The sequence below is a fragment of the Ruminococcus sp. AF31-8BH genome, assembly GCF_003460605.1.
GTDB classification, from domain to species: Bacteria; Bacillota; Clostridia; order Lachnospirales; family Lachnospiraceae; genus Blautia_A; species Blautia_A acetigignens.
Map to the genome: position 1 here is coordinate 18,144 of NZ_QTVN01000001.1, position 26,018 is coordinate 44,161.

20 protein-coding genes are annotated in these 26,018 nt (G+C 47.1%); 1 reads left to right on the forward strand and 19 read right to left on the reverse strand.

Translation table 11 applies throughout. The annotated features are described in order from the left end of the window. The first annotated feature begins 156 nt into the window (after positions 1-156). The gene (locus DWZ38_RS00090; protein ID WP_117849354.1) at positions 157-1,761 is read left to right on the forward strand and encodes a hypothetical protein; all 1,605 of its coding nucleotides are present in this window, start codon (positions 157-159) and stop codon (positions 1,759-1,761) included. 111 nt (positions 1,762-1,872) lie between these two features. On the opposite strand, the gene DWZ38_RS00095 is transcribed toward DWZ38_RS00090, so the two are convergent. The 19 genes from DWZ38_RS00095 to mfd all read right to left on the reverse strand — a co-directional run bounded on the left by DWZ38_RS00095 (position 1,873) and on the right by mfd (position 26,012). Beyond that, positions 1,873-2,556: a DNA alkylation repair protein gene (locus tag DWZ38_RS00095; RefSeq protein WP_178105232.1), complete on the reverse strand. Its 684-nt coding sequence runs from the start codon at positions 2,554-2,556 to the stop codon at positions 1,873-1,875. A gap of 22 nt (positions 2,557-2,578) precedes the next feature. Next, positions 2,579-2,878: a hypothetical protein gene (locus DWZ38_RS00100; protein WP_021925238.1), complete on the reverse strand. Its 300-nt coding sequence runs from the start codon at positions 2,876-2,878 to the stop codon at positions 2,579-2,581. 81 nt (positions 2,879-2,959) lie between these two features. Then, positions 2,960-6,220, reverse strand: a complete 3,261-nt coding sequence (locus DWZ38_RS00105; protein ID WP_117849355.1) for an SbcC/MukB-like Walker B domain-containing protein — start codon at positions 6,218-6,220, stop codon at positions 2,960-2,962. Further along, complete coding sequence (locus tag DWZ38_RS00110; RefSeq protein ID WP_117849356.1) at positions 6,189-6,806, reverse strand: DUF4194 domain-containing protein; 618 nt, start codon at positions 6,804-6,806, stop codon at positions 6,189-6,191. The genes DWZ38_RS00105 and DWZ38_RS00110 overlap by 32 nt, the downstream gene beginning before the upstream one ends. Beyond that, complete coding sequence (locus DWZ38_RS00115; RefSeq protein ID WP_178105233.1) at positions 6,766-8,091, reverse strand: Wadjet anti-phage system protein JetA family protein; 1,326 nt, start codon at positions 8,089-8,091, stop codon at positions 6,766-6,768. Before DWZ38_RS00115 ends, DWZ38_RS00110 begins: the two co-directional genes overlap by 41 nt. A gap of 177 nt (positions 8,092-8,268) precedes the next feature. After that, positions 8,269-9,027 carry a TraX family protein gene (locus DWZ38_RS00120; protein WP_117849358.1) on the reverse strand — a complete coding sequence of 253 codons (759 nt, stop codon included), beginning with the start codon at positions 9,025-9,027 and terminating at the stop codon, positions 8,269-8,271. 63 nt (positions 9,028-9,090) lie between these two features. Then, a complete protein-coding gene (locus tag DWZ38_RS00125) occupies positions 9,091-11,568 on the reverse strand; it encodes a transglutaminase domain-containing protein (RefSeq protein WP_117849359.1) in 2,478 nt (825 codons plus the stop codon). 14 nt (positions 11,569-11,582) lie between these two features. Then, a complete protein-coding gene (locus DWZ38_RS00130; protein WP_021925244.1) occupies positions 11,583-11,975 on the reverse strand; it encodes a DUF6483 family protein in 393 nt (130 codons plus the stop codon). 69 nt (positions 11,976-12,044) lie between these two features. Then, a complete protein-coding gene (locus DWZ38_RS00135; protein WP_021925245.1) occupies positions 12,045-12,653 on the reverse strand; it encodes a cytidylate kinase-like family protein in 609 nt (202 codons plus the stop codon). Between the two features lie 76 nt (positions 12,654-12,729). Further along, positions 12,730-14,079, reverse strand: a complete 1,350-nt coding sequence (locus DWZ38_RS00140) for an SLC13 family permease (protein ID WP_243000098.1) — start codon at positions 14,077-14,079, stop codon at positions 12,730-12,732. A gap of 180 nt (positions 14,080-14,259) precedes the next feature. Continuing rightward, entirely contained in the window at positions 14,260-14,664 is a 405-nt protein-coding gene (locus DWZ38_RS00145; RefSeq protein WP_117849361.1) for a hypothetical protein, read from the reverse strand. A 173-nt stretch (positions 14,665-14,837) separates the two neighbouring features. Next, a complete protein-coding gene (locus DWZ38_RS00150; RefSeq protein ID WP_117849362.1) occupies positions 14,838-15,767 on the reverse strand; it encodes a MetQ/NlpA family ABC transporter substrate-binding protein in 930 nt (309 codons plus the stop codon). A 150-nt stretch (positions 15,768-15,917) separates the two neighbouring features. Further along, positions 15,918-16,577: a methionine ABC transporter permease gene (locus DWZ38_RS00155; protein WP_117849363.1), complete on the reverse strand. Its 660-nt coding sequence runs from the start codon at positions 16,575-16,577 to the stop codon at positions 15,918-15,920. 2 nt (positions 16,578-16,579) lie between these two features. Next, positions 16,580-17,599 carry a methionine ABC transporter ATP-binding protein gene (locus DWZ38_RS00160; RefSeq protein WP_117849364.1) on the reverse strand — a complete coding sequence of 340 codons (1,020 nt, stop codon included), beginning with the start codon at positions 17,597-17,599 and terminating at the stop codon, positions 16,580-16,582. A 200-nt stretch (positions 17,600-17,799) separates the two neighbouring features. Next, the gene (locus DWZ38_RS00165; protein WP_021924379.1) at positions 17,800-18,711 is read right to left on the reverse strand and encodes a LysR family transcriptional regulator; all 912 of its coding nucleotides are present in this window, start codon (positions 18,709-18,711) and stop codon (positions 17,800-17,802) included. 68 nt (positions 18,712-18,779) lie between these two features. Then, positions 18,780-19,952: a DUF4317 domain-containing protein gene (locus DWZ38_RS00170; protein ID WP_021924378.1), complete on the reverse strand. Its 1,173-nt coding sequence runs from the start codon at positions 19,950-19,952 to the stop codon at positions 18,780-18,782. 15 nt (positions 19,953-19,967) lie between these two features. Then, positions 19,968-20,969, reverse strand: coding sequence for an asparaginase (locus tag DWZ38_RS00175; RefSeq protein WP_117849365.1), 1,002 nt, complete (start codon positions 20,967-20,969; stop codon positions 19,968-19,970). Positions 20,970-21,144: 175 nt separating this feature from the next. After that, positions 21,145-22,437, reverse strand: coding sequence for an FKBP-type peptidylprolyl isomerase (locus DWZ38_RS00180; protein ID WP_117849366.1), 1,293 nt, complete (start codon positions 22,435-22,437; stop codon positions 21,145-21,147). Positions 22,438-22,670: 233 nt separating this feature from the next. Next, entirely contained in the window at positions 22,671-26,012 is a 3,342-nt protein-coding gene (gene mfd / locus DWZ38_RS00185; RefSeq protein WP_117849367.1) for a transcription-repair coupling factor, read from the reverse strand. Positions 26,013-26,018 lie beyond the last annotated feature (6 nt).

Below are 26,018 nucleotides of genomic sequence, written 5' to 3' on the forward strand. Positions count from 1 at the left end.
CGGCGAATGACTTCATGTAAGATCTGCTGCTGTCAATCCGCACCGCAGCATTTTATTCCATAAGCATGTATTTCATTCCCTGAAAATCAAAAACTGCTTTTTCTCATGCTATACTTACTCCAACATAACATTTAACTGATAAAGGAGTATGAGCCTATGAAGAAAAAGCAGTTTTTTAATACATTTGCAGCGGGAATTTTTGCAGCAGCGATATTGGCAGGCGGACTTGTTTCCAGCACGGTTCTGGTAAGCGCAAACGAAGAATCGACCACTGAAGCCCCAGAAAATTCTGACACCGCACAAGACAACAATGCCAGCCAGCTTCAGACCCTTCTGGAAAACGAAGGCTTCTATGTTCAGCAGGGTTCCTTCTATGAACTGGACACATTAAAGGAGGCTTCCGCTGGCCGTCTTCTCAGCTGTTTCGGCAATAATGCAGGTTCCTCCTACATGGTCTTCAATCTTCCTGCCGCCCCGGAACAGGACAATGCCAAGGGAAATCCAGACTACAACTGGCCGGACGAGACAGCCACTCTCTATGATGACCCAAATGTAGAAAATGCTCCGGCGAATCCATATTTTGCCCCGGGCGGCTGGCAGTATAAGCTTGGACAGGACGAAGCTATCGTTCTGATCACGCAGCTTTCCCCCGAATGCAAGTACTATTCCTTCATCAATTACGTAATGTTTACCCAGCAAAAAGAGGGAAAGGATTACACCAACGAAAAGGCATTTTTCAGCGCAGGAAATGAGGAAACCGGTCTGTATCACCCTATTTTCGGTTCCATCGGGGACTCTGTAAATATGGTAAATATCAAGCATGATGGAGACAGCGCATACGGTTCTCAGGCGGTTATTGTAATCAGCGCCAACCAGACTGTAACCGAAAAAGTAACTGCACAGCTGACCGCTGCCGGCTACGATGAAAGCATGATCAATGTGATGCCGATTCCTGCAGACACCTATAATATGGGGCTGCAAAAAGGAGCCGACACCTTTAGTTTCCTCGGCCGCATTTCCCAGCCGACAGATCAGGACGCTTATGACAGCTACATAGAAAATCTTTCGGCAAACTCCGTTGTTTATCGTGTTTCTCCGCAAAAAGAGCTGGATGCAGATCCTTACGAAAACGCAGTTCTCACAGCCCGCGGAACTGGCGAACATGAAATTTCCAAATTGAAAAATGGCAGCCGGCATCTGGATGAAATTCGGGAAGCAATCATCTCCCAGTACGCAAATGAGTATGATTATGAAGAGCTCAGCACAGATATTGCGGTTCCGGAGGGACTTACTGCTTACCTGAATGACCGCAATGCACAGGGTGACAACCGGGATACCGCCTATGTGATGACAAAAGATTTTACCTTAAATTCCGATGAGGATTTCGTTGTTGTTTACGGAGTCAATCACACACAGACCGGAAAGGCCCTATACTCCAACGCGGTTCTCTATGCCCGCCCTATGCTCAACGGCGTATGCAGCGTGTACGATTCCCTTTTCCCAGGCAGCGCGGCTTCCTATCTTGAGGAAGACTGCGACAATGCAGACGATTATTATGTGTACAAAATGGCCCGTACCCAGATGGATGATTACACCTCCATCATCGAATATTCTACTGGAAATGAGAAGGGAAAATTCTATGGCGTAGACAATGGCGATACCCTTCTTCTGGCCTTCCGTGCATATATGGATGAGAACAATGTAGGAGCTTCCTATTATGAAATCGTGTATGACCGGGCAATTGTGTTCCATAAAAAGTAATAAATTCGCTGCCAATAGTTCTGTTAGCATTATCATATAAAAAATATGCCAGAGAAAAAGCACTCTGCATCTATATGCAAATGTTTTTATCTCTGGCATTTGTGATTTTTTCTATCGAAATCCTTTCAGATATTCCTTCTGCTCCGGTGTGATCCGGTAGCTCTCCACAGCTTTTTGAATGGTCTTTCTGTGTACCCAGTCTGGTAATTTATGGTGTTCAATATAAGGGACTGTGGCGTCCCACTGCTTGGCAAGAGCAGTGGCAAAATACCAGGCAATCATCATATTTACATAATACTCCTGGGATTGAACCGCTGCTGCCATTTCAAGATATTCCGAGGAAAAATCTTCGTCCAGGAAAAGGCGCATCAGCATACCGATTCCATAACGAATGACATAGGTTTCTCCTGAAGAAATCCATCTCTTTGCTTCCTCCAGCACCTGATCTTTATGCCTGGCAAAACACTTCGGTGCCGGGTAATCACAGGTTGCCCAGTTGTCAATACAGGGAAGAAATCTCTGAATCTCTTCCATACATTTCTCATAGTCCTTTATCCCCGTGATCAGCATCATGTGAAGATTATTTTCTTCATAATATCGGTGAGGAAGTTGCCGCAAAAACGCCTCTGCCTCCGAAGTCCCGGCGAATTCCTTTGCAAATTTCCGAAGGACTGGCGTACGGATTCCAATGACCGTTTCCTTGTCTGTTTCGGGCATTAATTTGCTGTGAAAATCACGGTATTTCAAATCCTGCAATTCAAATAACTGCTTCTGCAGTTTGGTCAACTCAGCCATATTTTTCTATTCTTCCATTTCTTTACTCCGCTTTCTCCGCTGCCTCCAGGCTTGCCATCAGCAGCTCGTAGAAATCATCTTCCCCTTCCAGCTTCGGAGAATTCTCCCCTCCGCCGTTGGTACTGCGGCGCATGGTGGCGTAGAAATCCTCTCCTGCAGACACCAGATCCATCTCATACAATTCATAGCCAAGACTTCTGCACAGCCTGCAGAAAACAGTGAGAGGATCCTTCTCCAAACGGGTTGCCAGAAGCTTTTTGCGAAGTTCTCCATCTTTCAGTGCATCGCCCTGCAGACGGTCCAGAATTTCCAGTGTAGTCATATGCGGTACCTCCTCTGCGTTATTTTCATCTATTTTAACGCGTAATCTGTCACTGTGCAACTGTGAATTGTGAATGTTTTTTTACACCGCGTTATGGTATTCCTCCACATAACTCCGCTTCTGATCTGTCATAACCAGCATGATCTCATCCATAGCCGGACCGATATACTGAATCTTATCCGGCGGAGCCGCGATGATCAGCTGCAATGGCAGGCGGCGAAGGAATTCCAGTACGCCGCCAATTCTCTCATCATCCATGTTGTTGAACGCCTCATCAAACAGCACCAGTCCAGCCGCCTCTCCTCCAATATTGTTGCTGTAAAGCTGTACGAAAGAAGCTGCCACGGTCACATAGAACGGGGTCTGTGTCTCACCGCCGCTCTTTTCCTCGCATACCTTGGAATAGTAAGAATAGGTGCCGTCATCATGTATGATCTTAATATCATAATCCATATAAGTACGGTAATCCGTAAACTCCTCCAGAGTCTGCGTGCTGTTTTCACCGCCTACAGAAAGCCGTTCAAACAGCTCCTCAATCACATCCTTATGAGCCTCATGGAACATTCCGGAAAACAGGGATTCCCCTTGAATTACATTGAAATCGTCCATGATCATTTCATAATAGCTGCGGTATTTCTTGCTTGGCATAAACTGGAATTCATAGCGCTCACTGCTGAAGTCAATCCCCTTTAAAGCCTTGTTCAGCTCCTTAAATTCCCCTTGCGCCAGCTTCATATTCTCCTGAAGCTTTGCAAGAAACTGCTCCTGGAACTCTGTTTCCGCAGCATGTCGGGCAGACTGTACTTTCTCCTCATAATCCAAAAGCTCGGAATTTTTCAGTCTGTCATATACAGCTTGAAACTCAGAAAAACCTTCCAGGCTGGCAGCTGCACCGAAATCATGCTCTGTCTTGTATTCCACCATGGCATTTATCATCTGGTCTTTGATTTTTTCCCACCTGTCACTGTTGTTTCTTCGTTTGCCAAGATACTCATTCTGGAACTGCTCCACCGGACGTTTTCCAAGCGCTTCCTCGTACTCCTGATTCCAGGAATTTAAGACATCCCCAGCTGCCTCTCCCAGGGAAAAGACCTTCCCCTTCTCTGTCATCTCGTTCTCCAGAAAGGCCTGTTTTCTGGTAATCAGATCCTGAATTCTAGTTCGTATTCCGCCGATTTTCTCCGTATCAGAATTCACAGAAGCATCCAGCCCACGCAGCACTTTTTCCAGTTCTTCCAGCTGAATCTGCTTCTCAATCAATGTAGAATTTTCCTTCAGCTTCTGGATGTTTTCCTGGCATTTGGCAATGGCCCTGTCCACGGTTCCAAGAGTATGAAGCACATCCAGGCGGTACTTGATATCCACATCACTGTCTGTGGAAAGAAGACCCAGAATTTCATTCATCCCGGCCAGTTGCTTCTCCTGATTTTCCAGAAGCTCATTCATCTTCTGGTACTCCTCCTCTGCCTGAACCAGCTGAACGGTAAAGGCATTTTTGCCGATAAACGGCACTCGGAATACCTCTGGCTTGATGGCGCTTGCCACCCGGTTCTGGTAGCGCATACAGCCCTTTGTAATGGAAATGGGGTACTTTTTCAGGTCCTCGTAACGCTCGCACATCTGCACTTTTCCCAGGATCATGTTGCTGTACTGGCGGGCATATTGATTCTGGGAAGTTACAACGGAAGCCAAAGTTCCTGCAGGAGCAGTATCATAATTTCCCAAATCTCTGGTATTGATCAGACCCACGCCGTAGACCTTTTTCTCCTTGCGAAGGCGGTCATAGATTCCAAGTGCAATGTCGAAATTCTCCGGCTCCACAAGCACATAAAAACGCTGTGTATTCAGATATCCTTCTACTGCATTTCGCCATTCTTCATCCTGGATTTCCAGCATTTCGCAGAGAACTCCCGGCTGGATTTCCCGTCCCAGGCTGGCAAATTCCTCCTGTATAGTTTCTGTAAGGAGTTCTACTCCTGATGGATAGGTAAGCTTTTTACGCTTCAGTTTGCTGATCTTTTTGTTCAGCTTTTCCCGTTCTGCGTGATTCTGTTTCAGCTGGATCTGCAGCTTGGCAAGCTCTCCCTGAAGTCCTGCAAAATACTTCTGCTTGCAGTGGATCACATCGTCTGTCAGGCTTTTCAGTGCTGCTACATTGGCCTCAGAATCCAGTTTCTGCAGCTGTGTGCGGTATTCCCGGACGCAGGATATCAGTTTCTGGGAATCACCGCCTGCATCCTTAACGCCCATGAGAAGCCGCTCGCTGTCTTTCGCCGCCTTTGCAACACTTTTCTTCAGTTCCGATTCATCCTGCAGTGCATTTCTACGCTTTTCCAGCTGTCTTTCCAGCTCTTTTTTCTCTTCCTCAAGAGCTACAAATTCCTGATTATGGCGCAGTTCTACCCGTAGATTGGTGGCAATTTCCTGCTTCTCGGCACGTTCCTTCTGCAGCATTTCCAGCTGGACTTTGGTCTGTTCCAGACGGACTTCCTCGTTCTTTTTGGCTGCATCTATGCTTCTTATTTTGCCTTCCACAAGGTCCAGGTCACTGCGTTTCAGGAAATATTCATACATCTGATCCCGTTCCATCCGCTCCTGCAGGCGCTGATGCAGTTCCTGAATCTTTTCCAGCTTTTTCATCCGCTTTTTCACATTATCCAGGGTGCGCTCCATATCCTGATAGGTGCGCACATTTTCCCGGAGAACCTCAATATTAACCTCTTTTTCATCCAGCACATAGGAGTAAACAAAGTCCTTGATATCATCAATAGGCTTAAATGCAAGAGCTTTCGGAATCAGACGGAAGAACTTGTCTTCGATTCTTCCAAGCCTTGCTGTGACCATTTTTCGCGCTTCCACATTGGTCTTGCACCACTGGCGAATATCAATGTTGGAGCCTCGGAATTCTGCAATGGATTTCACCTGATTTCCGTAAAGAAACAGGTCATCGGAAAGTCTGGTGTTCTCCATCAGATAACGGACGGTCGTTTCCTGCCCCTCAGAAGCAGAGTCTACCACCGCGCCGATAATGAAATACTTATCCTTGCTTTCCTCATAAAATTCCAGCGCAACATGGGCACTGATCTCCCCGGTGCGCTCATAAGGCTGATTCTCTTTTCCGGTTTTGCAGCGGATATAGCCGGTCAGCTTTCGCTTGCCGTTTTCGTGGGCGGCCTTGTTGAAATACCCGGTGGAACAGATGATCACGAACTGGATTGCATCCAGAAGAGTGGATTTTCCAGCGCCGTTTTCACCGGACAAAAGAGTGGAATCTCCAAAATCTATGGTACAGTTGTTGAACCTGTGCCAGTTAATCAGCTTCATCCTCGTCAGTTTCTTCATTGCTTATGTTCTTTCCCTTTCTGTATGTTTCCAGTTTCTCAAATGCAGCTTTAATGTCTTCCACGCGTACAGCCATCAGGATGGAATCATAGATCAGAACCCTTGATTCCTCATCCCCCAGGTCCCGGTCCAGAAGTTCTACGATCTGGTATCTGCGGAACAGGCTCAACGCATTTCGCATGGTTGTTTTGTCGATTATTTTGTCACGGATATTTAAGCTGAGGAAGCGGTCCTGAATTTCCCCAAGGGTGACGATCACCTCTTCCACTGCCGAAAGCTGCCGTTTCTTTTCATCATAAAGGATCCGAAGAATCAAAAGCACAATGGAATCGTAAAGCTTCAGATTCATGCGGTTGATTCCCCGGGGGCTGGTCAGCTGAACCACGCCATATTCCTCGTTAATCTCCAGGCGGTAGCCCAGTACCCCTAAGTATTCCTTAAATTCCTTGCGGTATTTCAGCACGAAATAATAGTCCGGTCTGGTATTCTGGTTTCCTTTGCACAAAAAGCAGGTTCCCAGAAGACGGTTGCAGACTCTGCCGAAATTATCCTTCTCTTTTTGAAGCAATCCCTCCAGATATTCCATTCTCTCTCCTCCGTATCCGAAAATCTTTGAAACGGTAGCCGTTCGCTTCCCGTTCTTCCATTGTCTCAATTGTATATCCCATATTTTTCCGCTGTCCGTAAAGCCTGGTGTAGATCAGCTTAATAAAATCATCTTCATTGGCAAGGGGCAGCTGGCTGGCGTTCATCTCATCCACATTTCCAAGCTGCTGATCCACATAGTCCTGGATTTTTTCCACGCTGACCACCTTCTGGATCTTCTCAGCCATCCTCCGCATTTTTTCCCGGCGCAGTTCTTCGTCCGGCTCTTTCTCATCCAGGCTTGCAGGAGTAAATTCCCGCTTGCCTTCCACTGCAAGATACAGGGAACTTTGTTCCAGGATGGAGCACTGGTAGATCTGCACCAGGTCATCCAGGAAATCAATGCGGTAGATGCCGCCTAGGTCCATGTTCTCCCGGTTGATCTCTTCGTTGATTCCCATAAGGATCTCTTTTAGCTGACCTCGCACATCCTCGTTTCCTGCAAGAAGAAACTTGGCGCGCCCTATGGCAGCTCTCTGGTACTGGGTGTTTTTCTGATTGATCTCCTGGAGAATATCGTCCATGCCGCGGAAAGCTTCTATAATCTCATGTAGATAGCGGTAAATCAGCTCCCTTCCCTCTTCCACAGAAACTTCCCGAATAGATGCGATCTCCCTTGCCGCCTCTTCCAGAAACGCCTCCTCATGACTTTTCTCTTCCAGTCGGGAGATGATCTCCGGCCGGAATTTGGACACGTTGTCAGAAGTAAGAAGGCGGTGGTAGGCCTTATCTACAATGTTGGTAATATAATCATTAAACAGGGCATCCATAATCTCTGCCACTGTGCTGTGTTTGGTCAGTTCGTCAATGTAATGCTTGATGTTGGAATTCAGATTCTTCAGGCCGGTGATCAGAAGATCCGTGTTTTCCCAGATCTGCATCAGCACGATTCCCGGCTTGTCCATGGTTCCAGTCACAAGGCTGTATATGGTATAAATGTAGCCCTGGTACTCGATCTGTTTGCCGTCTGCAATGTCCAGCAGCGTCTTAATCACCTTCACTGCATACTCTTTGAAATTCACTCTCTGCACATAGCTTTTGTCTGTCTCCACTTCGATCCAGCCGTAATATTCCAGACGGCGCAGGATTCCGTTGGCGCGGCTCCGGCTGTCATATGCCTGGAATTCCTCTTCCACCAGCTGGGCTGCGTTTTCCTGGTTAAAATAAAATTCCAGTTCATCTGCCAGCACCTCTCTTTCCACTCCAAAGGAAAGCTGATGTTCCATGATGGAAAAAAGCCGGCTGATACATTCCCAGTATACAATTCGGTTGGGTGAGGACAATGGGACGAAAAAATTTCCCGGAATTACATGAAACATAGAATATGTCCTTTCTCTAAAAGTTAAAATGAGGGGCAAATTCCTTTGCCCCTCGAATCTTGTTTTATTTTAGCATATTCTATTTTATTGCGCAAGCCGCAGCAGTCCCAGAATCAGCAGATGTGCCGGGTAAAAAATGTAGAAAAACCATTTGGAAAAGGTTCTGTACTTTTTCCCCTGCTGTCCGTTGTACAGATAAATAATGCAGACTGCGGAAAGGAAAATTCCAGCCACAGCGCCAAGAGAACGCAAGATGCTCATTCCTGGCGACATGGTCTCTATGTTTTCTGCCAGATTGACCAGCCCGAAAAGCAACATGGCGTTTCCAAACACCTTCCACAGCTTCTTTCGCCGCTGCGCAGTGAAATCCTCTGCTATTTTGCCTTGTGCATCCGTCAGTCCGCAGGTGGCAAACCACAGCGTAAACAAAGGAGCCAGCAGCGCCCAGTCGCTATATATGGAAAGAACCACAAGCACGATTATGCAGGCATTCCGCCTCCAGTCTGCCTGGACCTTTTCCCGGACCACAAGGATCAGGAAGCACAGGAAAAGGGTAAACATCATATTCATATTTACGAAGCTGATGGTTCCCTCCTCTGTAAATGCCAGGCAGAAGGGGATTTCGGAAATCGCCGCAAACAGAAGCAGACGCTTTCCATATTTCTCTTTGGACCTGGTGTAGCCATAGCCCTCTACCAGGAAGTAGCACATAGTAATGGCTGTGAAATATCCCACATCTACAAAAATCTCAAACAGAAGGGTTCCCGGCTCTAAGAAAATATTTGCGATATGATTCAGCAGCATGGTAAACATGGCGATGTATTTTATTTCGTCTCGATTCATCTTCGTCCTCTCCCGCCTTCCCGACAACTTACGTGCGCATCATATCCTGCCTGCACAATGGAATCACACATGGAAAATCCGCAGCAGCATATCCGCCATACCAACAGAATATCCCACAGACGCAAACATTCCCTGGCACGCTCCATCCGTCACAACCATCAGCGGCAGCTTTTCAGAATCCACGTACATGCGGCGCGCTGTCATCTCTTTATCTTTGCCGAAGTCATGGAAAAATACCTGAATCTTTGGCAGCATCTCCAGACATCTGCAAAGAGTCGCGTTCTTCAGTGCATCCTCATTTCTTAAAATAAACACAAGGTTCTGCTGGATTTTTTCATATTTTTCCTTCAAATCCATAATCTCGTTGAGGATATGCTCCGTAGGCTCACGGCCTTCCTCCAGCCAGAAGAAAATCTTACGCTGGACGCCATCGCCGTGTTCCAGATTTTCATCCGCGCACGGTGTACCTGTCACCTGCGAAATCAACACTACCTCACCATCTTTATTTCTAAGCCTGGAATCCGGAATAGAATGCCGATTCAGCATTTCCTCCAGGCTGTACTCCCGAAGCTCCAGCTCCACCTTCTTGGTCTCGTCTTTTTCAATATGGAAGTCATACCGCTTGCCAAGAATATTTCCGTTTGGCAGACGATTTCCTGTCAGAATCCGGTAATCCCCAGGCATAATATCCAGCTCAAGCTTTCCGTTTTCCCATTTGCTTCCGCTGAAATCAAGAGTCAGATAGCCCTTTCCATCTGTCACAGAAATGGTCCAGTTCTGGTAGTAATTCCAGTTCTCATTCTCCCCGGCCAGAACAGTAAGGTGAGCTTCCTTGCGGCTCTCTTCCAGCACCGGAACGAACTTTATGCCATCCCAGTACTCAATGGCACCATCTGTAGGATTCAGCCTGGACGGAATTCCAAGGGTTCTTGCAATGGCAACAAACAATACTTTATGGGATTTCTCCCCTGCAATCTTAAGATCCAGCGCTGCACCAGGAGTGGTGTAAGCCGTCAGACGCTCCCTGTCATTGCGAACAGAAATATTTTCCTTGATCCAGGTCCAGATCCGCTTAGGATCAGACTCGAAGGCATCCCTCTGTTTCTTATCGAAATAACCCAGAATCTTCTTTCTCCATTTCGTGAGAACCTCGTTCTCTACTCTTGGATTCCACACATAAGGAATATAGATCTCGTCCGGATTAAATTCCCGGTAAACAGAAGCCTCCTGATAGTGGCCTTCCAGCACCTCCGGAAAAGCATCCCTTCTGTCCTTCTCAGACAGAACTGCCATCATCGGCTCCACCTCTTCCATGGTGTGTCCATACAGGCAGCGCTTCCACAGAGGCTGGAATTTGGCAATCTTGCGGCGGCAGTGCTCGCCTTCCTCTGCAATTCTTCTGTTATTTTCCTCTTCCTGTTCTTTGGAAATATTCCACTTGGTCCGGCCTGTATCTTCTGGGGCGATCATATCGAAATCCACCCACAGCTCGTCCTCATATTCCTCTCCCAGGGTGCAGACAAATTCATCTCCATCTCTGGTGTCGATCACCCGCTCGCCGTAAGTGCCCTCATAAACTGCACAGATCAGCAAACTTCCAAGGCCTGTGACAAAAGAAATGCATCCGTTTTCATCAGCGCTTATCTTCGCCACTGGGGAAAACTCCCCGTAATTCATAACCTCGGCCTGCACCCTTGCGCCGCCAGCCGGGGTTCCTTCCAGATCTTCTACCCGGATGGTGATCCGCTTGGTCTTTGCATATTTGCCAAGAAGATTGATGATCCTGTTCATTCCGTCTTTTCCAATGACATCTTCGTCCGGCATGGCACGGTCGTACCATCTGGAACCGATCATCATTGCTCTGGATGCAGCGTTGGTAAACCAGCCCTTATCCAGAACTGCTTCCGGCTCACAGGCTCCCAGGTAATGCCAGTCGCCGTCGCACCAGACCTCCACCCAGGCGTGGTTGTCGTCACAGTGGGACCATCTTGGCACATATACTGGTCTCGCAGGGATTCCTGCACTTCGCAGCACATTTACCACAAAAACCGCTTCCTCACCGCAGCGTCCCACACCGCTTCTGTAGATTTCCAGAGCAGAGCCGGTACGCATATCCGTTCCCTGATACATCACTTCGCCAGCGCACCAGTGGTTGATCTCCAGCACAGCTTCCATCATGCTCATGCCCTGGATCCGGTCCTTTATTTTTTCCCAGAAATAAGTACGGCAGGGTTTAATTTCTTCATCATTAGTTCGATGAAAAAGCACATAGTTCAGAAAATAAAGCTCCGGGTATTTCTTCACATAAGGGGAATTTTCCCAAAGCCAGATTCCCTGCTGGACATAATCCAGATAGGTGTCAAATGTGTAATTTCCCACATCGCTGTAAGGCATGTTGCTGTACAGATACTTCATTCCAATCACAATATCTGCATTTAAGGTTTCCATTCTTTTCTCGATTTCTTCTGCTTTTCCTGGAAGTTCCCTGGAAAAATCCTCAAAGTCTTTCTCTATCCGGTCCCTGTTTTTTTCAAGAAACATCTTTAATCTCCTTCTTATCCAATGTCTAACATATTCATAATGTTGCCATAGCCAGCGTCCTGGGCCAGCTGCTGCAGGCCATCCTTAATCTCTTCCAAAGAGTAGTTGTGGGCTTCCAGGAATTCATCCCCTTTGGATGCTGCATACTCGTAGAAAAACATGGCTTCTGCCAGGTCTTCCTTGTCAGAATAATCGATTCTGTCCAGAAGCTCGTTCTCCGCCTCGTTGATTTCCCCATTGTCCACCATTGTTTTCAGATGGTGAAGCTTATCACCGGAAATCTGGTATTTGGATTCTACCGGGAGCTCTACCTGCACATATTTTTTTCCAAGCATTACGCTTGCCAGCACACGAGCTACTTCTTTAATGATACGCATAAGGTAATCTTTTTCGTCATCTGTAAACATGTTTTCCTCCTGTAGACAAAAAGGTCCTGTCATGACAGCTGTGTGCGTCTTGACAGAACCTCTGACCATTTATTTCATTCTCGCTGTTCGTTTGTCAATATATTCAGACAGGAAATCAACGCTTCCTTCAATACCAAGTGTACTGCTGTTCAGGCTCAGATCATAGGTATGAGTCTCAGACCATTTGGTCTTGCAGTGACTGTCATGATATTTCTTTCTCTTTCTGTCTTTCTCTTTGATAAAACGTTCTGCTTCTTTTTCTGTTTTTCCATAAAGACGGGAAATACGGGCGATTTTGTCTTCCATATTTCCAAGAACGAAAATGGAAATCAGTCCCGGATAGTCCTTCAGGATGGTCTCAGAGCAGCGTCCTACTACTACGAAGGATTCGCCTTTCTCTGCTTTTTCCCGAAGGAAATTGAACTGCATGAGGGCAACGTTGTCTGCTGGAGAACTGCTCATTCCCTTAACGGTACGGTAAAGGAATTTGTTGTGCTTCATCTCGTCGAAGATCTCAAGCTCCTCGCTGCTTACGTTGTGGCTGTCTGCCACCTCTCTCAAAAGGTTGTGATCATATAAGGAAAGTCCATAGCGCTTGGCGATTCGCTCTGCGATCTCATGTCCCGCACTTCCGAACTCTCGTCCGATGGAAATGATCACCTGTTTCTGTGTTTTCATGGTATCCCCTCCTTTTCCATAGTTTCATGCCGCGGATTGCGGACCAGCTGAGCTGCTTCCGCAATCCAATCTGGCATTATAAATATCTTGCATAGATCATAAACATTGATACAAAGATTACGATGATCGTAGCCGGTGCCATAGTTTTGCAGTATCTGCCCCACTTAATCATGTGGCCGCTCTTGGCTGCGGTAGCGATTCCTACTACGTTTGCAGAAGCTCCGATTGGGGTTGCGCTTCCGCCGATATCAGTACCCATTGCAAGAGCCCATGCAAGAATGGAAATATCGATTCCCTGTGCTGCTGCCAGGCTGTCGATAACCGGAATCATGGTAGCTGCAAACGGAATGTTGTCAATAAATGCACTTGCAACTGCAGATACCCAGATGATGATTGCGATCATTACCTTCAGGTTTCCGCCGCTTACCTTGCCGATAAATCCAGCCAGGATAGTAAGGATGCCAGTCTGCTCAAGACCGCCTACTACTACGAAAAGTCCGACAAAGAACAACAGGGTCTTATAGTCAACCTTTTTCAGAAGCTCCAGTGCATCCTTGCCGGCTGTGATCAGTGTCACTGCTGCAATAAATACACCGATGCAGGATACGGTAAGTCCTGTCTGTGAATGGCTTACCAGCAGAACAACTGCGCAGAGGAAGATGATCCAGCTGATGATAAAACCTCTCTTGTCTGTAATTGCTTCAGAAGGATCCGGCAGAGTAGACGGATCGATCTTGCCTGCATTCTCTGTAAGCTCCTTGCGGAAAACAAAGTAGAAATAAATTACTACCAGAACCAGTGCGATAAATGCGATCAAACCGGTGTTTGTTACAAAGTCTGCAAAGGAAAATCCAAGGGATGTTCCAATGATAATGTTCGGCGGGTCTCCGCACATAGTTGCGGATCCACCAAGGTTTGCGCAGAAAATTTCTGCCAGGATCATCGGTACCGGATTGAATTTCAACAGCTGTGAAAGCTCTACGGTAACTGCTGCCAGAAACAGGATAACGGTAATACTGTCAATAAACATTGCCAGTACAAAGGACAGGAGCATAAATGTGATAAAGATCGGGATGATCTGGTATTTTACCAGTTTCGCGATCTTCATGCATAACCAGCGGAAAAATCCGGATTTTGCCATACCTTCTACCATGATCATCATACCAGCGATGAACACGATAGTCTCCCAGTTGATTCCGGCGGAAGCTTCGCTTGCTTCCCCTGCGGTGTGCCAGAATCCCGACGAGAAAATACTATGTATGTTCAGTGTTTCAATAATTGCTGAGGGACTGTGCATACAAAGGCCAAATACAAGAACCAGTGTAAGGAGCGCACATCCCAGAGTAACAATGTGTCTTTCCCAGATTTCTGTGATGATCAGAATGAACATCGCCAGGAAAATAATTACTGCTAAAATCTGTGCCATTATTTCTTTCCTCCATGACTGTCGAACCATGCCATCCAGAGTCCCACTCCAATGGCTGCCACAATCATTATTCCTATAAATATATTAAGTAACATATAGTTTTACCTCCGATCATATCTGTGTTTACATGGAAAATGATCACTGCGAGTCCTGCAGCAATCAAACAACAGAATATGGTCTTCAGTGTTTCTGCCCGTCCTGGTGGTGGATGTAACAGATAATAAATCTTCTTCCATCCGCGTCATTTATGGTAAGCAGACGTTTCTTTTCTTTATAAAATACGGTATTCGCCAGCAGAACTGCAAGCATGATGATCACCAGCTCTGTTCCTGTCATCCCCTTCTGCCGAAGGCGCTGGTCCGCCTCCAGTCTCACAGACACCTGCCTGATTCCTGTCAGTTCTTCGGCACTGGTGTGGGTACTTCTGGAAAACTCCGGTGATATCAAAGAAGCGGAGGCCGGGATCAGATCAGAAACATGCAGAATGCTCTTCGCCTCCATGCTGGCGAAAAAGATACATAAAACCGCCAGTATCATGCCAAGAAAAAGGCAGATATAGCGATTTTTCCATTCATTTTTCTTCAATAGGCCTCACCTCGATACCTGAAAAAATTCGTCTCTATAATAGCAGATTTTCAGCGCTTTTTCAACTGTTTTTACACGGGGAAAAACAGACTGGAATACACCTGTTTTACAGGGATTCCAGTCTGCCTGCGCTTCATTTCTTATTATGGAAAATACTCTGTAACGGAAGCGGATTATTCAGCGTCTGTTGCTTCTGCATCAGCTTCTGCATCAGCCTCTGCGTCATCTCCGTCAGCCTCCGCATCTGTGCTTTCCTCTGCGTCAGCTTCATCTGCTGCGTCCTCGCTGTCATCAAATGGGATAACTGCGCCGTCATATTTCTCGTTGATGAAGTCTTTGATCTCGTCAGATTTTAATACGTCTACAAGAGCTTTGATCTTGTCGCTGTTCTCATTTCCTTCTTTTACTGCGATTACGTTTACATAGGTTTTTGCTGCTTCGGAATCAGAGGTCTCGTATGCAAGTGCATCTTTGGATACAGAGTAGCCAGCCTGAAGAGCATAGTTTCCGTTCAGGACAATGTAAGCAGTCTCTTCTGCAACACGTGCTACCTGCTCTGCTGCAAGCTCAACGATCTCTACGTTGTATGGGTTCTCCTCAATGTCGTTTACAGTTGCCTCAAGACCAACGCCATCTTTCAGAGTGATGATTCCGTTGTCCTGAAGAAGGAGAAGCGCTCTTGCCTCGTTTGTGGTGTCGTTCGGTACTGCGATTGTGTCGCCGTCTGCGATATCATCAAGGCTGGATTTTGTTCCCGGGTAAATTCCGAATGGCTCATAGTGGATTCCGCCTGCGTTTACAAGGTGGGTTCCTTTCTCCTCATTGAAGCTGTTCAGATATGGAATGTGCTGGAAGTAGTTTGCATCGAAATCTCCGCTCTCTACAACTTCGTTTGGCTGTACATAATCATCAAATACAGTTACCTCAAGGTCATATCCCTCTTCCTCAAGAATTGGCTTTGCTGCCTCAAGAATCTCAGAATGAGGTGTCTCGGAAGCTGCTACTGTGATGGTTTTGTCGTCATCTGCTGCGAATACAACGGATGTTCCAACGGTTCCAAGTACAAGTGCTCCTGTGAGTGCTGCTGCGATTAATTTTTTCATAATAAACTTCCTCCTTGTTTTTTGAAAAATATATTTAGTTTCTACATTACAATCATTTTTTATAATAAACAGGGGCTACTAAAAACTCCTGTCAATTATCGATTTTGGTTACTGCTCACAGATACCATTTCTTATAAAATAATCTGTGGCTTATTTTCTTTTATCCAGCTTGTTGGCTATGAACATACCAATTGTCTGGAAAATCTGTACCAGTACTACCAGAAGGATAACGGTCACCAGCATGATGTCCGTCTGCCAGCGGTTGTATCCGTAACGTACTGCAATGTCTCCAAGTCCGCCTCCTCCTACGGTTCCTGCCATTGCGGAGTAACCAAGGATAGTTCCTGTTACAATGGTAGCTCCTGAGATCAGGGATGTTCTTGCTTCTACCAGCATTACCCTAAATACGATCTGAAGATTGCTTGCTCCCATGGATCTTGCAGCCTCGATAACTCCCGGGTCTACCTCATTTAAGGAAGACTCTACCATTCGTCCGATAAAAGGGATTGCCGCAATGGTAAGGGGTACGATGGTGGCTGTGGTTCCATAGCTTTTTCCTACCAGAAATCTGGTGAATGGAATAAGCAGGATCAACAGGATCAGGAATGGGATGCTTCGGAAAATGTTTGCTATCACATCCAGAATCTTATATAGTACTGCGTTTGGCCGCAGACCCTCTTTGTCGGATACTTTCAGCAGGATTCCAAGAGGCATTCCAAATACATATCCGAAGAAGGTGGAAAACAGGGTCATATATAATGTTTCCCCTACACCTGCGATTATCATATCGGTTACTTGTTTCGTCCACATAATCAGTTCGCCTCCCCTATCTCAAGTCCACGTTCTGTAAGGAATTTCTTCATCTCCGGTACATTGGTACTGTCACTCATGAACTGGAGGATCATTTCTCCTTTGGCTACACCGCCTACGTTTTTGGTGTTTGCCTTCAGAATGTTTACAGGTTCGTGGAAGGTTAATATAAGGTTTGCGATTACTGGTTCGAATGCGGAGTTCTCAGAGAATACGATTCGAACGATTTCGCCGTCCTGGATTTCTGACTGGGTAAGCTTTTTGCTTTCTACATCGTTTCCAGAATCCTTGCTGATCAGTTCTTTGGCTACCTGTGATTTCGGGTGGCTGAAGATTTCTTCTACAAGGCCTTGTTCTTTTACTTCACCGTCTTTCATAATTGCCACATGAGTACAAATCTCACGGACAACTGACATCTGGTGGGTAATGATCACAATGGTGATTCCGAATTTCTGATTGATGTCCTGCAAAAGTTCAAGTATGGAGGATGTGGTCTGGGGATCCAGGGCGCTTGTGGCTTCGTCACAGAGCAGGATCTGTGGATCGGAGGCCAGGGCTCTGGCGATTGCCACTCTTTGTTTCTGTCCACCGGAGAGCTGTGCGGGATATGCTTTCGCTCTGTCTGCCAGTCCTACGATTTCCAGAAGCTCCAGGGCTTTTGCTCTTGCTTCGGCTTTTTTCTTCCCCTGGATGTACAGTGGGAAGCAGACGTTTTCCAGTACGTTTTTCTGCATAAGCAGGTTAAAATGCTGGAAAATCATTCCTATTTTCTCTCGCTCTTTGCGGAGTTCTTTTGGGGAAAATTCGCTGAGGGATTTTCCGTCTATTAATACTTTTCCTTCGGATGGTACTTCCAGAAAGTTCATACAGCGTACCAGGGTACTTTTTCCTGCACCGGACATTCCGATGATTCCGTAGATGTCTCCGGTTTCAATGGAGAGGCTTACGTGGTTCAGGGCTTGTACGGAACCGTCTTTGGTTTCGAAGGTTTTGCTCACATCTTGGATTAATATTGAAGACATGTCTTTCCTCTTTCCTTTAAGTGGTGTTTCATCGTCGATATGGTTACTATAACACAATTGGAGTAAAAGTGTTAATTCTTAAAAGTTAGGGCTAGTTATAGGATAAAACTATAGCTAAGGTGGACGCCAGCGGGGGGTGTAGTGGGTGGGTGGTTAGGTTCAGCTTTAGTTGCAAATGGAAGTTTGCGTAAGTGAGTGGATTATCGTAATGCTTTGTCTTTGTATTTGGCAATTTCCTCCAGATATTTCTGCCCTAATTTACTAATCGTGGTGCCCTTCCTAGCGAGGTAGCCGATGGTCATGACCTCGTCGGAGTCTAGCTTCACGGCGCAGTAGTCGGAGCCGTTTAGTTCTTCGCAGATGATTCCGGAGCAGAGGGTGTAGCCGTTGAGGCCTACCATTAGGTTCAGGAGGGTGGCACGGTCGTTGGCTTTGATGAGGCGTTTGTATTCGTAGGTGCTCAGAACTTCTTCGGCGAAGTAGAAGGAGTTGTAGGTGCCCTGCTCGAAGGAGAGGCAGGGGTACTCGCGCAGGTCCTCCAGGGTGATCAGATCGCGGTCGGCCAGGGGATGCCCTTTCCACATGTAGACGTAGATGCTGCATTCCAGGATGGGATGGAATTCCAGGTTGGACTCGTGGAAAATCTTCTCCAGGACTTTGCGGTTGAAATCATTGAGGTACAGGATTCCAATCTCACTTTTGAAATCCTTTACATCGGTAATAATGTCATAGGTCCTGGTTTCGTGGACCGCGAACTCATACTCATCCATTCCGAACTGCTTGACCATTTCCACGAAGGCATTGACCGCGAAGGTATAATGCTGCATGGAAACACTGAATTTCTTCTTGGTTTGTTCCTTGGAAATATATTTGGATTCGATCAGGGCGTACTGTTCTACCACCTGACGGGCGTAGCCTAAAAATTCCTCCCCCTCAGGAGTTACCGAAATTCCACGGTTGGTCCTTCGAAAAAGCTCCACCCCAATTTCCTCCTCCAACTCCCGTATCGCCGACGAAAGACTTGGCTGTGAAATAAAAAGTGTACGCGCTGCCTCATTCATAGAATTTGAATTCGCTACGGTAATCGCATAGCGAAGCTGTGCCAGGGTCATACGGATTCCTCTTTTCTATACTGTACTTGACAAATGTCGTTTATACACGTCGTATCAATTAACAGAGATTACTCCAACGCTTGCTCATAGTCATCATAGTCATCATGTTCACTGCTCTCACCGCCCATTCTCACGCGAATGCCGTTGATCTCCACATCTTCCATGGGGATTACCAGGCATTTGCGGCCGTCGATGATGCGGGTTTCGACCAGTTCTACTTTCTCAGGCTCAACGTGGATGACAACGTCCGGGGTTTTGATCTCGAACTTGCGGGTGTTGGTGATGTTGGAGGCAACCATGGTGGCTTTTTCTCCGGCTGCCACGTCATACTGGTCATCGAAGGTTTCCAGCTTTTCCTCTTCTACGCCGCAGTCCTCAAAAAGGCGCTTCACCTCGGATTTGGTAAGTACCACCGGATCCGGAGAATCCTTCTGGGCTTCGATGATCTCGTTCAGCTTCTCATGAATGTTCACAACTGTATCGTACTGGCAGTCCTCGCCAAGAGTTTCCTCCACAAGCAGGTTAAAGGAATCTCTCTGTCCGCCAGCTGACAGCGGCGCTGTGCATCCGAACATCTCGTCCACAAAAACATCATGGAGCTGCTCTGCATTCTTGGCGTAATAGAGCATTCCGTGAATGTCTGTGCTTCTGTCATTAAACACCGGGAAAAGAAATCCATTTTCCGGCATTTCCACGATCCAGTCGCGGATACGGTCCTGGATCAGGTTTGCTTCCGCATTATAGCAAAGTCCCGCCTTGGACAGCTTCACCGGGCAGATGCTGCAAAGAATGTGCTCGTAGATTTCCTCGGAAGCGTCGTCCATCTCAATGCCGTCAGAGGTTTTTCCCGGAATATCGTATACGGCATGGACAAGGATTATGTAATAATTCTCCGGGTAGTCATAGTTCTCGATAATTTTGTCGTAAAAGCTTTCGATCAGCTGGTCATCCTTTAACTTGCTTTTGCGAAGCTTCATGAGGAATTCGTGCTTGCCGCCCTCTTTTTCCTCCTCTAATGGAAACTCCATATTCATCAGGTTCTTTCCCAGTGTACCGGAAAGTGTTTTCTTGAAAATCTCAAAATATTTGAACATCTCTTCCTCGGAAAGGGAAAGAAATGCTTCTTTCAGCTCTGTCTTTTTATTTTTCTCAGCATCTACATAGCAGCCGCAAATGCGGGTAATGTCGCAGTTGGCTGGTGTAAACTGCTTCTTGATTTCGGAAATCTCTTTTTTGTTCATGTGTATAAGCTCCTTCTATAAAAATAGCAGATCATGATTAATCGTCGTATAAAACAGTTCCTTAAATTTCTCCATATCCCGTGTCTGCCCAAGCGCCCACATCATCTTCGTCACAGACGCCTCCAGAGTCATGTCATAGGACTCCAGCACCGGGAAACGCTCCTTGATGATTTTTCCCACCTGGTAAACTTCCATATCACTGCCCTCATGGGTAACCTGGGTCGCCATGCACACCGGCTTCCCAGCCTCGATCCAGTGCCCGATTGCCTCCATGAAATCGTCATTTTCATAATGAGGCAGCCCGCCCACACCGAAGGACTCAATGATCAGCCCGTCATAAGCCGGGAAAAGGGCATCCAGCACCTTCCCGTCAATTCCAGGTATCAGCTTCAGAAGAAAAATCTTCTGGTTCATCTCATGGTAAAACACCAGTGGTTTGGTAGACTGGTCCTTGTCATCAATGTAGAAAATAATTTTCTGATCATGGATGGACGCAATATCCGGATAATTAATGCTGTAAAAAGCATTATAGCTTTTGGAAAATTCCTTCTTCGCCCGGGTACCTGCGATCACCTTGCCTCCAAACACAATGGAAATTCCATGGGCCCGGTCATGGGAAGCAAACCGCAGACTGTCCATCAGATTAGACCTTGCATCTGTAATTGCCAGATCAATAGGCTTCTGCGCTCCGGTAATTACAATGGGCCTGCGGTTATTCTGAATAAGATAAGACAAAGCCGCAGCTGTATATGCCATGGTATCGGTTCCATGGCATAGCACAAACCCGTCATAAAATTCATATTTCGACTCAATCAGTCTCGCCAGCTTCAGCCAGTGATCTGCACACACATTGGTGCTGTCCAGGGCAAAGGGCTGCACCGTATCAATGGTACAGAATTCTTTCGCCTCCGGAATATATTCCAGCAATTCCTCCGCCGAAATCTGCGGTGCCAGTCCATCTGCTGTATATTTAGATGCAATGGTACCTCCGGTAGCAATGAGAAGTATTTTTTTCATGCGTTTCTCCTTCATTTGATATTTGAACATCAACTCTTGGCAACTCGTCTGGCGCTGCACCATCTGCCAAAAAAGCCCGCCCGAATCTTCCCCAGGCAGGCTCTTTTATCATGTTATCCAACTTATGCAGTTCTCATTCGTTTACCTAAGAACTTCAATTATCGTTTAGCGATTCTTAGTTTTCCTCAGTTGTTTCCTCGGCAGTATCAGCAGAATCTGTACTTGCAGTCTCGCTGTCGGCACTCTCGTCTGCAGCAGTCTCATCGGTGCTGTCTGTACTCTCCGCTGCATCTGTCTCTTCTGTATCATCAGCTGCAGTCGTGTCCTCGCTGCTGTCAGCTGCCTCGCTGTCCTCAGAATCAGCTGCTTCACTGGTATCTGCTGCAGTATCTGTGCCTGCATCCTCGCTTGTATCAGCGGTGGTATCCTTGATTGTGAAGCTGTGGTCATCTGTAATTGTCAAAGTAGCAAGCACCTTATCATTCACAGTGATCTCTGCATCATCCAGCCACTGCTGGGTTGTCTCAGAATAATAGTTGCTGCGCTTGGTATTCTCAAGGGATTCCTTCTTGGAAGCAGTTGCATCCTCATCATTTACCTTGTCCATACGAAGAACATATACGTTGGTATCTGTCTCAACCAGCTCATCATAAACCTCTCCGTCCTTCAGAGTTCTAAGAGCCTCAACAACTGCATCATCATAGGAATTGGAAATATCCTCGTCATCACTGTCATTTGTGAAAATAGTTCCGGTCAGTCCGCTGTAAGTATCATCAACAGCCTTGGCTGTCTCGCCCATATCTGCTGTCGGATCCTCTTTCATCTTATCCAGGATCTCCTGTGCCTGCTCCTTGCGGGTAGCAATATCATCATCGGTAAGGTCATCTCCACTGATGGAAATACTTACATAGCTGAAAGAAGACTGCTGTGCCTCCTCATCCGTTATGTTAACCTCAGCCTCGTTGCGGATCGGATCGTAAATTCTCTGTCGGTAAGTCTCAAGCTCCAGAAGAGTCTTAACCTGATCTTCGGAAACAGCAAGCTCCTTCATAGTGTCCTCGTCATTGTCCTGCATAAACTGTGCTGCTGCATCTGCAATAGCAGTCTCATCATCAGAAGTAACCTCAACGCCATAGTCTGCAGCCTTCTCCTTCATGATGTACATCAGCTCAACCTGCCCCAGGAACTGTCCTACAGCCTGCTCGCCGTATGTAGTGCCAGCATCTTCGTCTACAACCTGGCTCCAGATATTTCCAGCACTTCCCATAAAGCTCTTATACATGGCAACCGTCTGTGCCTGTGACTCACGTGCGTACAGACTTACAACCCCCATAGGAATGTCTGTGCCATCCACAGTTGCAACGGTCTTCTCTCCATCTATAGACTTACTTCCACATCCGGAAAGCATTCCAATTGCCATTACGCCACTTAATGCCACTACGGTTGTGTTCTTCACGATTTTCTTCATATTGATCACCAATTACCCTTTCACTGATGTGCCACTGAGTCACCACGCACAGCCGGCATGATCCCCCAATGCGGACACGCTAATAAGAGTATAAAACTTTTTTCCCATGAGGGCAAGTAGAAAGGGGAAAATCTGATAGAATTCACACAATTTTCGCGAATTTCCATCGGATTTTCCCCACCCAAAGCCTACTTTAAATCAAAATATCCGAAAGCATTCAACAGCCCAGCCGTCTACTGCTTTTCGCTCTTTCCTTCCTCTTCCACCAGTTCCATCAGTTCCTTCGCAAACACCGTCAGTGCCTGCACAATATCCCCCACCGGCGCAAACAGGAATTTCGGCTCTTTGTCCGGCTTGAACTGCAGCTGTCTGCGGTATTTGGCAACCAGCGGCGGAATTCCCTCCGGGTTCAGCTTTGCACTTTCATAAAGGGTAATGCGGATTTCCTTTTGCAGCTGCTTGATTTCTGTAATATATCCCTGATGAGCCACAGCCTTCAGTCTTGCAATGGCAAGCAGATTCAAAACAGCTTTCGGCGGCTCACCAAAACGATCGATCAGCTCCTCCAGCATATCATCATACTCCTGCTGGGACTCAATTCCCGCAATACGCTTGTAAATGTCCAGCTTCTGGAACTCATTGCTGATATAAGTATCCGGGATAAACGCATCCATATTCAGATCAATGGTGGTCTCGAAATCCTCCATTGTGTGAATGCCCTTCGCCTCTTTGACCGCCTCGCTGAGCATTTTGCAGTACAGGTCATAACCCACTGCATTCATGTGTCCATGCTGCTGCGCTCCCAGCAGATTTCCTGCGCCGCGAAGCTCCAGGTCACGCATTGCGATCTTAAACCCGCTTCCAAGATCTGTAAATTCCCGGATCGCAGAAAGACGTTTCTCCGCCACTTCCCGCAGCATGGTATTTCTCCTGTACATAAGGAAGGCATAGGCCGTCCTGTTGGAGCGCCCGATTCGTCCTCTTAACTGGTAAAGCTGGGAAAGTCCGTATTTGTCAGAATCATGGATGATCATGGTATTTACATTGGAAATATCCAGCCCAGTCTCAATAATCGTGGTAGAAACCAGCACATCAATATCCCCATTGATAAAGTCATACATTACCCGTTCCAGTTCCCGCTCGCTCATCTGTCCATGAGCAAAATCCACCCTGGCTTCCGGAACCAGCTTGCTGATCCGAAGGGCAACCTCGTCAATATCTGTCACCCGGTTATAAACGTAATAAACCTGTCCTCCTCGCCGAAGCTCTCTTCCGATTGCCTCGCGAACGGTCTCCTCGTCATACTCCATAACATAAGTCTGAATAGGCATACGGTCCATAGGCGGCTCCTCCAGCACGCTCATGTCACGGATTCCGATCATGCTCATATGGAGGGTTCTGGGAATCGGCGTTGCAGTCAGGGTAAGCACATCAATATCCTTTTTCAGCTGCTTGATCTTCTCCTTATGGGTAACGCCGAAACGCTGCTCCTCATCAATGATCAAAAGCCCCAGATTCCGGTACTCCACATCCTTGGAAAGCACTCTGTGGGTACCGATCACAATGTCCACCTGGCCCTTTTTCAGATCCTGGATGGTCTTTTTCTGCTGGGCAGAAGTTCGGAAACGGCAGAGAAGATCCACTCGCACCGGGAACTCCTTCATTCTCTGGATAAATGTGTTGTAAACCTGCTGGGCCAAAATGGTGGTAGGCACAAGATACACAACCTGTCTGCTCTCCTGCACTTCCTTAAAGGCAGCGCGAAGGGCAACCTCCGTTTTGCCATAGCCAACGTCACCGCAAACCAGACGGTCCATGATCTTGGTGCTCTCCATATCCCGCTTGGTATCCTCAATGGCATTCAGCTGATCCTCGGTTTCCTCATAAGGGAACATTTCCTCAAACTCACGCTGCCATACGGTATCTGGTCCGCATACATATCCCTCTTTTTCCTGGCGCACCGCATAAAGCTTCACCAGCTCTTTGGCGATATTTTTGACCGCGCCCTTTACCTTTGACTTGGTGCGGTTCCACTCCTGGTTTCCAAGCTTATTCAGCTTCGGCGTCTTGGCAGTGTCCGCGCCAGAATATTTCTGCAGGGCATCCAGCTGGGTTGCCAGAATATACAGATTGCTTCCGTCCCGGTACTCGATCTTGATGTAGTCCTTGACAACTTTGTCCACTTCCACCTTCTCGATTCCCCGGTAAATTCCAAGTCCATGCTTCTCATGAACCACATAATCCCCGATGGAAAGCTCTGCAAAATCCTGGATTCGCTTTCCATTGTAGGTTTTCTTCTTTTTCTTTTTTTTCTGCTCCTGACCGAAAATATCTGTTTCCGTGATCACCGCAAACTTGATCAGCGGATACTCAAAGCCTTTCCGGGCATGACCGTACATTACCATAATCTCGCCTGGATGAATCTGGCGGTCATAGTCCTGTCCGTAAAAAGCATTCAGGTCATTTTCCCGAAGGTCCTTCGCCAGTCGTTCCGCCCTGGTACGAGAACCAGAAAGCAGGGCAATCTGGTAACCCTGTTTCTTATATTTCTTCAGATCCTCCACAAGAAGCTCGAAGCTGCTGTTGTAGGAGGTCACGCTCTGCACGGTCAGATTAAATTTCTCCGGAGCAAAATTCCACTCCACAGCCCGCGGTTCCAGTGCAGACAAAGAAACTGCCCTGCACTTATTCAATTCTTTTTGCACTTTGGAAAATTCACACAGCCACTGTACCGGAAGATCCTGCTCCCCCTTTTCCTCCCTGTGCATACGGCTCTGGCGGTACTCTTCCTCTACGCCAAGTCCGTTTTCCAGAATACGGTTGGGCTCATCCAGAAACAGCAGTGTTTTTTCCCTGGGAAAATAATCCGGGAAGGATACCAGCCTTTTGCCGCTGGTCCATTCCACTGCCGGATAGATGGCGATCTCGTCCAGGTTTTCCAGGGACCTCTGGCTCTCCGCGTCAAAGCTTCGAATGGAATCTACTTCGTCTCCCCACAGCTCGATTCGCCAGGGATTCTCTTCTGTCAGGCAGTAAATATCCACAATTCCGCCCCGCACGGAAAACTGTCCCGGCATTTCCACCTGGCCTACCCGCTCGTAGCCCAGATCCACCAGCGCCTTTTTCAAAAGATCCATATTGATAACGCTGTCCCCGTAAAAATGCAGTACTTTTTTGCCGATTTCTTCCAGGGGCATCAGGTAGTCCATACAGCCGTCAATGCTTGTGACAACAGTCAGGTCCTCCTGCTCCAGAAGCGCCTTTACCACACACATTCTCTGGCGAATCAGCAGATTTCCCTGAATATCTGCCTGGAAAAACAAAAGATCCTTCGCCGGATAAAACAGGGTATCCTTATTATAAAAGCGCAGGTCCTCGAAGGTTTCCTTCGCCTGGCGCTCATCTCCTGCGATTACAAGGCGCAAGGGTGCTTTGCCGGAAAGTCCATGGATCAGGTGCGCCTTCTGGGACTCCAGACAGCCTGTGATCTGAACAATTCCCTGGTTCTTCTCAAGGCTTTTTTCTATTTCTTCAAATTCTGCCATCCCCTTCAGGGGCTGGGTAAATGAAAGCATGGCTTT

Excerpts from the sequence above, each read along its gene's own strand:
- DWZ38_RS00125 (WP_117849359.1), bottom strand. The coding sequence starts at position 11,568 with ATGTTTCTTGAAAAAAACAGGGACCGGATAGAGAAAGACTTTGAGGAT.
- DWZ38_RS00110 (WP_117849356.1), bottom strand. The coding sequence starts at position 6,806 with ATGGAATATCTGGAGGGATTGCTTCAAAAAGAGAAGGATAATTTCGGC.
- mfd (WP_117849367.1), bottom strand. The coding sequence starts at position 26,012 with ATGCTTTCATTTACCCAGCCCCTGAAGGGGATGGCAGAATTTGAAGAA.
- DWZ38_RS00090 (WP_117849354.1), top strand. The coding sequence starts at position 157 with ATGAAGAAAAAGCAGTTTTTTAATACATTTGCAGCGGGAATTTTTGCA.
- DWZ38_RS00160 (WP_117849364.1), bottom strand. The coding sequence starts at position 17,599 with ATGTCTTCAATATTAATCCAAGATGTGAGCAAAACCTTCGAAACCAAA.
- DWZ38_RS00120 (WP_117849358.1), bottom strand. The coding sequence starts at position 9,027 with ATGAATCGAGACGAAATAAAATACATCGCCATGTTTACCATGCTGCTG.
- DWZ38_RS00155 (WP_117849363.1), bottom strand. The coding sequence starts at position 16,577 with ATGTGGACGAAACAAGTAACCGATATGATAATCGCAGGTGTAGGGGAA.
- DWZ38_RS00150 (WP_117849362.1), bottom strand. The coding sequence starts at position 15,767 with ATGAAAAAATTAATCGCAGCAGCACTCACAGGAGCACTTGTACTTGGA.
- DWZ38_RS00100 (WP_021925238.1), bottom strand. The coding sequence starts at position 2,878 with ATGACTACACTGGAAATTCTGGACCGTCTGCAGGGCGATGCACTGAAA.
- DWZ38_RS00175 (WP_117849365.1), bottom strand. The coding sequence starts at position 20,969 with ATGAAAAAAATACTTCTCATTGCTACCGGAGGTACCATTGCATCTAAA.
- DWZ38_RS00115 (WP_178105233.1), bottom strand. The coding sequence starts at position 8,091 with ATGGAACATCAGCTTTCCTTTGGAGTGGAAAGAGAGGTGCTGGCAGAT.
- DWZ38_RS00170 (WP_021924378.1), bottom strand. The coding sequence starts at position 19,952 with ATGAACAAAAAAGAGATTTCCGAAATCAAGAAGCAGTTTACACCAGCC.
- DWZ38_RS00095 (WP_178105232.1), bottom strand. The coding sequence starts at position 2,556 with ATGGCTGAGTTGACCAAACTGCAGAAGCAGTTATTTGAATTGCAGGAT.
- DWZ38_RS00140 (WP_243000098.1), bottom strand. The coding sequence starts at position 14,079 with ATGGCACAGATTTTAGCAGTAATTATTTTCCTGGCGATGTTCATTCTG.
- DWZ38_RS00130 (WP_021925244.1), bottom strand. The coding sequence starts at position 11,975 with ATGTTTACAGATGACGAAAAAGATTACCTTATGCGTATCATTAAAGAA.
- DWZ38_RS00165 (WP_021924379.1), bottom strand. The coding sequence starts at position 18,711 with ATGACCCTGGCACAGCTTCGCTATGCGATTACCGTAGCGAATTCAAAT.
- DWZ38_RS00105 (WP_117849355.1), bottom strand. The coding sequence starts at position 6,220 with ATGAAGAAACTGACGAGGATGAAGCTGATTAACTGGCACAGGTTCAAC.
- DWZ38_RS00180 (WP_117849366.1), bottom strand. The coding sequence starts at position 22,437 with ATGAAGAAAATCGTGAAGAACACAACCGTAGTGGCATTAAGTGGCGTA.
- DWZ38_RS00135 (WP_021925245.1), bottom strand. The coding sequence starts at position 12,653 with ATGAAAACACAGAAACAGGTGATCATTTCCATCGGACGAGAGTTCGGA.